Raw genomic sequence first — 9,037 nt, 5'->3', positions numbered from 1 at the left:
AAACACGAAAACACACCACCGTATCCATGGTTATCGCATCACAGCCTTCGAATACGACGAAATTGGCCGTCTAATCAGAAGTGATGCTGGCGGCCATGATTTCGGAAAAACAATCCTCAAAACCGTGGCGCTCACTTCAACGACCAGGATAATGGCCACTATAACTATTAAAAAAACAACAGAAATCACCCCCAATGTATACGACAAAAAATAACATTTTAAATATCACCTCCATCTCAAAGCGCAACACAAGCCCTTTGTCTGCCGCCATAGTCATTTATTGCATAAGCAAGCCATTAAATGGCCACGCCAATGCAATGCGAGAAATTTATCACATAATTCTTGCCCAAAAACCAAGATATAGCGCCTGGCTTTTAGTGAGCAATGGCGGGATGGTAAAAGCAACTAGAATAACTGAACAATACCGCTTATGGGGTGGACTTAAGAAAAGCGGCATTTCATTACCTGCAGGAGACCTGACAAAGGAATATGCTATTCACTCAAAAAATAATGAGACTCAGTATTTCGGAGCCATACACCTTATCAACCCAGAGTTTTCTGAAATATCTAATTTTATGTCATCACACTCCTCATCTCACTTAGTGTTATCCGACGACTGGAAATCAATAAAACAGCTTATTTCAAATGGATGGCGATATGATCGCTAGGCGACACCCGGAAGAGATACTGGAGAACACAGAAAAAACATCAAATTTCTTAATTATTCCCATCGGCGAATTTGACGATACTGAATCAGGTGCTGCAGTACTGGCAAAACCCAGCCAATTGACCTTGGCAGCGAAAGCCTGAAATTGACGCACAGCTAACACATTATTCTTTTAAAACCTACTACGAGAGTCAAACGGACATTCGCAGCCACAATCACGTCCTCAAGGCGCTCGACCCAGCAAGCTGGTACTTCGATTCATTACGCCTACGATGACCTTGATCAGCACTTTACACGCGACGCCGAGAATGTCGTCACGATGAGGAAACGAGATGGCAGTACCACCGACTACGTATTCGAGCCGGCGACGTTCATTCCGATGGCACAGGCGATGATTAACGCCAGCTTGGATCTGCTACCGCAACCGAGGCATGGAGACCATTACGATATTGATTGGGATCCGGCGCGACCCAAAACACCTATCCAGGGAGGCGGTGGATTAAGAAAGCGATGGAAGCTTCCTGATGGATGTATCTGCGAATGGGACTCACAACATGGCGAAATTGAGAAATACGATCGCCGCGGTCGACACCTTGGCGCTTTTGACCCAGAAACAGGAAATCCGATACCATCTAAAAACGCAAAATCTGTTCGGAGAGTTGAACCATGACCCATAAAACAAGACGATACATATCAATATTCGCAAAAGGTAGCGACGAGTTAGTTAATGAACTAGATTTCGCCCAACAGCCGAGCGCCGCCACGCTACGCACCATATTTAACATTAACGACCCAGCCGACCGCCTTTATAACGAATATCCAATAGATACCAACGCAGCAGCTAACCTCAAGAATCTAGTGAATGGATTCTTCGATCTAAATAATTATGACTATTTTTTATCATGCGAACAGATTGTCGACCCATAGATTCGTAGGCCCGATAAGCCTACTCTCAATAAGATTGGCCCCTCTAAAATGACGAAAATAATTCGACTTGGCAACTCAACTGATCACGGCGGAAAGGTTCTCACTACATTCCCCACACCAACCTCAACAGTAAGCTAATGGCTGGCAAAGGCAACATGGTATTCTACCCTTTTTGCAAGGGAGAGTTCCCTATCATCGAGGGCAGTGGCACGTACCGCGTCAACGGCACCTCTGTCGCGCTCGGGGGCATGGAAACCGCGCGCGGAGCCAGGTTGATCGCCAGTGCATCACACGGCAGCGTTCATCGCTGAGTCAGCCAGGCCACGTAGAGTGAGCGAACAACAGACATCCCTGCAGTGTGTCTGTTGCCGCCGCTCCTGACTTACGATTGAGGACACGTCGGCCTGTACTCCATTTGCGTCTATGAGTGGGACAAATTCATCTGTCTCATCCATGTAGTACCAAGGCTATTTCATTTAACGCTTGAGGAATTTGGACCCAAAACCAAATCAGACATATCCGAATACCTCGAACATATTATACCCACCCGCAGCCATAAAAAATATTGGCGCACATTGATTCCACACGAAATCCCTCTAGACGAAATTAATGACAGACATGAATATAGCAGCCATTTATAATTCTCACTTTTTCAGCGCCCACCTAGAGTTTGCAAAGAAGAAATAGCCATATCACAGGAAATCCCGCTCAGAGGATTAACAACAAAAGATTGACACCAACGGTCGCCAACCTCCCGCAGCAACCTGCGGCATGGCGACCGCCCTCAGATCACTAGAATTGGCGCCCCGGAAAGGGACGTACCCAAAAGTCAATGGCATGCACATTGCCCATGCGGCTCCGGTTACAATCAAGACGGATCCATTCACGACAAAGGAAAAGGGGACGTCACATTTTCAGGAAAGGCGATAGAATGGCTAAACGATCATGGGTGGAGAATTGAAAAGCGATGAACTTACAAGACACATTCAACGAAATAGTCAAAAATGAACCCTGGAACGAAGTAAGTGTATTTTTTGACGATTACGAGTTATTTGAAGAGATCCCTCTTGTATCTCGATACAAAAAAACATCAATACTAATCCGCAAATTAAAGATCACAGACATTACAGACATATTAGTAAACGCTGCCTTCTTCACTTTAAATTCGGCCATGCTATACGCTCTAAAAAACAATATTTGCACCGAAAGTCGATTTCTCGCATTAAGCTTTACTGACTTCAACCTGTCGAACCCTGAAGAGTCCCCAATACCACATTTTTTCATACATGCAAGAGAGTCAAGAGCAAGCTTCTTGAAACGACTGCACTCACATAACGTACAAAAAACTCGCCAGAGATGAATACAACCAAAGAAGCATTTAAGAAATGCCATTTAGACTCTATATTCTCATTCTACGAAAGTCGCTTTTTTGATGAGGTGTGCAATGAAGACCTAGTTAGAGTTTTTGCGGTTCTTAGATAGCCACATCTGCTTTGAACGGAGCATCAAGATGATGCTCCACCATTGACGGCACTGAACCTATACTCGCTCATCCCCTACGATCCATATCAATATGAAACGACAGCAAGCGAAATACTTTACTAGCAAAGCCTGAAGAGAACCGTAGTGAACTGCATATGAAGAATATCGTTAGTACTGGCACCGGACAGAACTAGGGTTAAAAAATAGCGGAGAGAACAAACGAGGTAACGGTGTTTTCAACACCCGGCATGCCGGCGATTTCTTTCCAGACGGCGTGGACCCGTTCCGGGGTCGCCGCAGCAACCCTCAGCATCAAGTCGAACTCGCCACTGAGCACTTCGCACTGGATCACCTCAGGGAGGGTGCGCAATTTGGCCAGCACGTCGTCCCCGCGCATGCGGTCGTAGCGATAGACGAAAATCGCCGCGCTGATCAACGATGAAGGGCGGCGGGAATCCCCCAGCCGAACGGTGTAGCCCTGTATCGCGCCATCGCGCTCAAGCCGTTCGATACGCTGGCGCACCGCATTGCGCGAGAGGTTGACCTTGGCCCCGAGTTCGGCATGGGCAATCCGCGCATTGGCAGTCAATTCGGCAAGAATGCGCTCGTCCAGCGGGTCGAGGATGCGTTTCATGCCGGCCTCGACTGCGCTGCCAGCAGGGCCTGGCACAAGCCATCAAGGTCCCCTCTGCACAAGGCTGGCGGCCCGTCTTGCACCACGGGCTGCGGTGCAAGCTCACCCTCCCACACGCCCAACTGCGCCAATAGCGCAGCCGACTTGGCCGGCGCAATCTGGCCCAGGGTCACCATCGGTGCGCCCAGGCTGCGTCGATGCATGCGGCCGGCCAGCGCGCCGACAGCCGTGTGCGGGTCGACCAGCGCTGCGGCTTGCGTGCGCAGTTTGATGACTTCGCGGCGCACCTCGGCCTCATCCACCGCATAAGAGTCGAACAACACCCGCGCCTGAAGCCATTGCGCATTGCCGATGCTTAATTCACCGCAAGCCTCGAACTGCGCCATCAGTGCCGCAACGCTGCTGCCACTGCGCCCGTACAGCTCCCAGATGAAGCGCTCCAGGTTCGAATAGAGCGAGAAGTCCATGGCCGGTGATAATGTGCGCTGACTGGCGTGCGGCGCGTAGCGATTGCGGTGCAGAAACCGGTGAAGGGCATCGTTGCTGTTGGTCGACACGATCACCTGGTTGATCGGCAGGCCCATTTTCTGCGCAATGAAGCCGGCGTAGATCTCTGCGAAACTCGCTGCGGGCACACTGAACCCGACCGGGCGGGTGCCGCCCCCCAGTTGCAGCGCCGCGTGGAAGTAGAACACGATCTGGGCAAGTACCCCGACCCAGTTGGTGGAGTTGAAACACACCGGTATCAACCCTTCCAGCGGCCAGGCACGGAACAGCCGCGCCACCAGGGTCTGGCAGTCATCGAAACTGCCATCGACGGGTATCAGCTGAACACTGGCAGGGTCACCCGCCTGCAAGGCGGCCAGGCGGTCTGCCGGGATCTCGTTGCGGGGGTAGAGAATCGCCAGGCGCACCTTCGGCCTGGAAGCGAAGGCTTGGATGGCGGCAATGCCGGTATCGCCATTGGTGGCACCAACCACCAACGCCGCTTCGCCCGACTGCTCGAGAAAGTGGCTGACCAGCCGCGCCTGAAGCTGTGCGGCAAAGTCCTTCGAGGTGTGGGTAGGGCCATGAAACAGCTGCAGGATCCATTCGTTATGGCCAATCTGCTGCAGCGGCGTGATGGCACGATGGCTGAAGGCCTTGTAGCTGTCGCTGAGCAGCGCACGCAAGGCTTGATCATCGATGGCATCGCCGACGAAGGGCGCGATCACCCGCCAGACCAGCTCATCGAACGGCAGCCATGACCAACTGGCAATCTCCTCCGGACTGATCACCGGCAAGTGTGCTGGCACATACAGCCCGCCATCAGCGGCAGGCCCCGACAGCACCACCTCACGGAAGTCCGCCCGTACATCACCGTTGCGGGTACTTACGTAGTGCATGAAAACTCCACAGGGTTACAAAGGCCGGTGCGCGTGTGCCACCAGCCAGGAAGAAAACAGCGCGGCATCGGGCGGCAATGGGCGGCCCTGCTCGCGTACCAGGTAAAACGACTCGCTCGCTTCGATGCGCTGGCTGAACGGCGCGACCAGTTGGCCGTCCCTGAGCAGGTCCTCGACCACCGAGGACCGCGCCAGCGCCACCCCCTGCCCCAGCTCGGCCATGCGGATGGTGGACACCAGGGTGTCGAACTGCAGCCCGCGCGAATAATCGACATCGTCCGCGCCCACCCGCTTGAGCCAATACCCCCAGCCCTCTTCATAGCCCAGCACATGCAGCAGCGGGTGGTGCCTGAGGTCGCGTGGTTCGCGAATGGCCGAGCGCGCCATCAGTGCCGGCGAACACACCGGCACCAACACGTCCCAGGTCAAGCGTTGGGCATGCAGGCCGGGCCATTCGCCATTGCCCCAGCGCACTTCCAGGTCGTCCTCGCCATCGGGCGCCTTGACCCAGAGGTTGCTGATGTAGCGGATATCGATGTGCGGGTGCTGGCGGCTGAAGTCCGGCAGCCGCGGGGCAAGCCAGTACTGCAGAAACGACAGGCTGCCACGCACCTTCACGGGGCCGCGCTTGTGCTGGCCGAAAATCTCGTTGGTGCCCATCGCCAGGCGGCTGATTGCATCCTGCACCACCGGCAAGTACGACTGCCCTTCTTCGGTGAGGCCCAGGCCCCTGGGCAAGCGCTTGAACAAGGCCACGCCCAAGTGGCTTTCGAGTTGCCGAATCTGCTGGCTTACCGCGCCTTGGGTAAGGTGCAGTTCCTCCGCCGCGTGGGTAAAGTTCAAGGCGCGTGCCGACACTTCGAACGACCGCAGCCAGTTGAGCGGCGGCAGGGATTTTTGCTTCATCGACACGACCTCGTTCACAGTTGAATCCGTGCATCATGAACCGGTTTGTTCAGGTCGCGCCAACACCCGCGCCTGCCGATGCCGCTGCCGCCAGGCGCTGTGCACGTTTGTTGCGGGTCACCCAGTAGACGAAGTAGCACCAGGCAATGAACGGGATGCCGAAATACAGGGCAACACGCTGCTCCGGGTCGAAGGCAATGCCGACACACGCCAGCACGCAACAGGCAATCGCGCCCAGCGGCACCCACGGGTAGCCGCGCACCCTGAAGTGCAGGTCTTCGACCCGGCCGCCATTGGCCACATAGTGTCGGCGGAAGGCCATCTGGCTGGCGGCGATGCTCATCCACACCACCACCACTGCCAGGCCGGAAATCGACACCAGCGCCAAGTACACCGTGTCTGGCGCCAGCACGCTGCTGAGCAACGACGCCGCGGCGCCGGCCATGCTCAGCATGATGGCGTTGACCGGCGTGCCGCGTGGCGACAGGCGGGCGAAGCACTTGGGCATATGGCCCTGGTCACTGAGCGTCCACAGCATCCGCGAGGCCGCGTACAACCCGGAGTTGGCGGCCGACAGCAGCGCGGTGAGGATCACGAAGTTCATGATGTCTGCCGAGTACGGAATGCCGATCAGGTCGAAGACCATGACGAACGGGCTTTCGACCAGGCCTGCCTGTTCACGCGGCAGCAAGGTGGCCAGGACGATGATGGTGCCGACGAAGAACAGCGCCAATCGTACTACCGTAGTACGTATCGCCTTGGGCACGCTGTCCTGTGGGTCTTTTGCCTCACCGGCGGCAATGCCGATGAGTTCGGTGCCGGAGAAGGCGAACGACACCGCCAGCAACGTCATTGCGATCGGCAGCAAGCCGGTCGGGAACAAGCCTTCGCGGGTGAAGTTGGACAGTCCGATGCCCTGCACGTGCTGCACATCGAGCAGGCCAAAAATCGCCGCCCCGCCGATGGCGATGAAGGCGATCACCGTCAGCACCTTGACCAGCGACAGCCAGAATTCGGTCTCGGCAAACAGGCGCACCGACACTACGTTGCTGACCAGTACCGTGATCGCGAACAACGCGCTCCAGATCCACACCGGCGTGTCGGGGAACCAGCGCACCATCAGGATACCCGCCGCGGTGAACTCCGAGCCGATCGCCACCGTCCAGGTCAACCAGTACAGCCAGGCCACCGTGTACCCGGTGCCAGGCCCCAAATAGCGGGTTGCATAACTGCTGAACGAGCCAGTTTCGGGCATCTGCACCGCCAGTTCACCCAGGCAGACCATCACCAGGTAGACCATGACCGCGCCGACGATATAGGCGATGACCGCGCCCAAGGGCCCGGCCTGGTTGACCGTGTAGCCTGACGTCAGAAACAGGCCAGTGCCGATCACGCCGCCCAGCGCCAGCATGACGATGTGGCGCGTGTGCATCTCTTTCTTGTACCCGGCCGGGTGGCCCGACGCCGCGTTTGAGTGTTCGGTGGACATAGTTGAGTTCTCATGAAGTGGCTGGCACAGCAGCCGGCAGGTGGCCCTGAGGCCGCCACCGTCGCTGTGTCAGCGGCTGTTATTGTTATGGCTTTCATGAATCGTGAAGGGCGTGCCCGACGCCTCAGGTGGACACTTCGACGTGCCGGCCACAGGTGTCGCTGCCCTGCCCCTGCGCGCGTTCGACCTGCACAGCGGCGAACGCCTGGCGCAGGTCTTCCAGCAGGTCGGCGGTATCCTCGATGCCGACCGACACCCGCACCAGGCCTTCTGAAATGCCCAATGCCTGGCGCTCTTCCAGGGTGTTTTCCACGTGGCTGGTTGTCCGTGCCGGCCCGTAGATGGTTTCCACCGCACCCAGGTTGCCGGCGCGGTGGGCGTAGCGCAGCTTGGGCAGCAACTTGACGACAGTGCCCATCCCACCCACCAGCACGAAACTGACGATGGCGCCAAAGCCGCGCATCTGCGCACTGGCGATCGCGTGGCCTGGGTGCCCAGGCAACCCGGGGTAGTTGACCGACTCGACCAACGGCTCGCTGCACAGGTACTCAGCCAGGGCCTGGGCGCTGGCCTGCTGCTGGCGCAGGCGCAGCGCCAGGGTCTTGATGCCGCGAATGATCAGGTACGCGGAAAACGGGTCCAGCGAAGCGCCGTTGATTTCGCGGTAGTGACGCACCTGCGCCATCAAGGCTTCGCTGCCGCAGACCACCCCGCCCAGCACATCGCCATGGCCGGAAAGGAACTTGGTCGCACTGTGCACTACCACATCGACGCCCAGCAGCAGCGGGTTCTGGTTCAGCGGCGTGGCGAAGGTGTTGTCGGCAACGACCAAGGCGCCCACACGCTTTGCTGCGGCCACCAAGCGGCGGATGTCGAGGATTTTCAGCGTCGGGTTGCTCGGGGTCTCCAGGTAGACCACATCGCAACCCCGGGCGATTTCACGCTCCATGGCGTCGGTGTCGAGGGTGTCGCACAGCGTCACTTCGACGCCCTGACGGGGGAGGAATTCTTCGAAAATCTTGTTGGTGCCGCCGTAGCTGTCGCGGGTCGAGACCACGCGTTTGCCGTTGCACAGGAAGGTATGCAGCACACCGCTGATGGCCGCCATACCGGTGCTGAAGGCCACGGCCGACTCGGCGTGTTCCAGTGCACAGAGTTTGTCCTCGAGGACCGCAACCGTCGGGTTGCTCATGCGGCTGTAGATGAAGCCCGGCTGCTTGCCCAGCGCGATGTCGTACCAGGCGTCGATATCCTGGTAGCCGTAGGCGGCACTGGCGATGATCGGGGTTTGGGTGGCATTGAAGGGGTGCTCGACTTGTTCACCCTCCCACACCACCCGCGTCCCGATACCCGGCTGCACGCCGTTAGCGACCTTTGCTTGGTTATTCATGTCATTGTCTCGCATCGATGAAACACGGCGGTGTTTCGACTGGTCTGCGAGGACTATAGAGCGCACCTGCGCCCATGAAAAACGATGCAATTGGGCCCTAAGGGGCGCTTATTTTAATGGCTTACCAAGCCGCCTGCGCCGGGCAAGCCATCCGGGT

The 9,037-nt window shown here is 56.8% G+C and carries 12 protein-coding genes; 7 read left to right on the top strand and 5 right to left on the bottom strand.

The window, feature by feature from the left end:
- The 7 genes from GIB19_RS27815 to GIB19_RS28575 form a co-directional block, all read left to right on the top strand.
- Positions 1-214, top strand: a 214-nt coding sequence (locus tag GIB19_RS27815; protein ID WP_274888815.1) for a hypothetical protein, incomplete at its 5' end; no start/stop codon positions are given.
- Positions 195-668, top strand: a complete 474-nt coding sequence (locus GIB19_RS27810; protein ID WP_157765562.1) for a hypothetical protein — start codon at positions 195-197, stop codon at positions 666-668. The genes GIB19_RS27815 and GIB19_RS27810, both read left to right, overlap by 20 nt.
- A complete protein-coding gene (locus GIB19_RS27805; protein ID WP_157765563.1) occupies positions 658-810 on the top strand; it encodes a hypothetical protein in 153 nt (50 codons plus the stop codon). The genes GIB19_RS27810 and GIB19_RS27805 overlap by 11 nt, the downstream gene beginning before the upstream one ends.
- Before the next feature lie 176 nt (positions 811-986).
- The gene (locus tag GIB19_RS27800; protein WP_342456470.1) at positions 987-1,337 is read left to right on the top strand and encodes a colicin E3/pyocin S6 family cytotoxin; all 351 of its coding nucleotides are present in this window, start codon (positions 987-989) and stop codon (positions 1,335-1,337) included.
- Positions 1,334-1,594 (top strand): DUF7683 domain-containing protein, encoded by a 261-nt coding sequence (locus tag GIB19_RS28580; RefSeq protein WP_446731411.1) that lies wholly within the window; start codon positions 1,334-1,336, stop codon positions 1,592-1,594. The genes GIB19_RS27800 and GIB19_RS28580 overlap by 4 nt, the downstream gene beginning before the upstream one ends.
- A gap of 137 nt (positions 1,595-1,731) precedes the next feature.
- Positions 1,732-1,905, top strand: coding sequence for a PAAR domain-containing protein (locus GIB19_RS28290; RefSeq protein WP_099429675.1), 174 nt, complete (start codon positions 1,732-1,734; stop codon positions 1,903-1,905).
- Positions 1,906-2,561: 656 nt separating this feature from the next.
- Entirely contained in the window at positions 2,562-2,954 is a 393-nt protein-coding gene (locus tag GIB19_RS28575) for an Imm15 family immunity protein (RefSeq protein WP_099429676.1), read from the top strand.
- Positions 2,955-3,272: 318 nt separating this feature from the next.
- On the opposite strand, the gene GIB19_RS27790 is transcribed toward GIB19_RS28575, so the two are convergent.
- From GIB19_RS27790 to GIB19_RS27770, 5 genes are all read right to left on the bottom strand, one after another.
- Positions 3,273-3,710 (bottom strand): Lrp/AsnC family transcriptional regulator, encoded by a 438-nt coding sequence (locus GIB19_RS27790; RefSeq protein WP_099430920.1) that lies wholly within the window; start codon positions 3,708-3,710, stop codon positions 3,273-3,275.
- The gene (gene thrC, locus GIB19_RS27785; RefSeq protein WP_274888814.1) at positions 3,707-5,095 is read right to left on the bottom strand and encodes a threonine synthase; all 1,389 of its coding nucleotides are present in this window, start codon (positions 5,093-5,095) and stop codon (positions 3,707-3,709) included. Before thrC ends, GIB19_RS27790 begins: the two co-directional genes overlap by 4 nt.
- 15 nt (positions 5,096-5,110) lie before the next feature.
- Positions 5,111-6,001 (bottom strand): LysR substrate-binding domain-containing protein, encoded by an 891-nt coding sequence (locus GIB19_RS27780; RefSeq protein WP_274888812.1) that lies wholly within the window; start codon positions 5,999-6,001, stop codon positions 5,111-5,113.
- Positions 6,002-6,050: 49 nt separating this feature from the next.
- Positions 6,051-7,490 carry an amino acid permease gene (locus GIB19_RS27775; protein ID WP_027596346.1) on the bottom strand — a complete coding sequence of 480 codons (1,440 nt, stop codon included), beginning with the start codon at positions 7,488-7,490 and terminating at the stop codon, positions 6,051-6,053.
- A gap of 124 nt (positions 7,491-7,614) precedes the next feature.
- Complete coding sequence (locus tag GIB19_RS27770; protein WP_027596345.1) at positions 7,615-8,880, bottom strand: cystathionine gamma-synthase family protein; 1,266 nt, start codon at positions 8,878-8,880, stop codon at positions 7,615-7,617.
- Between the last annotated feature and the right edge of the window lie 157 nt (positions 8,881-9,037).

It is taken from the genome of Pseudomonas sp. ITEM 17296 (genome assembly GCF_028895205.1).
GTDB classification, from domain to species: Bacteria; Pseudomonadota; Gammaproteobacteria; order Pseudomonadales; family Pseudomonadaceae; genus Aquipseudomonas; species Aquipseudomonas kermanshahensis.
Note: the sequence above shows the minus strand (reverse complement) of the source record. Positions and strands in the feature narration are given on the sequence as shown.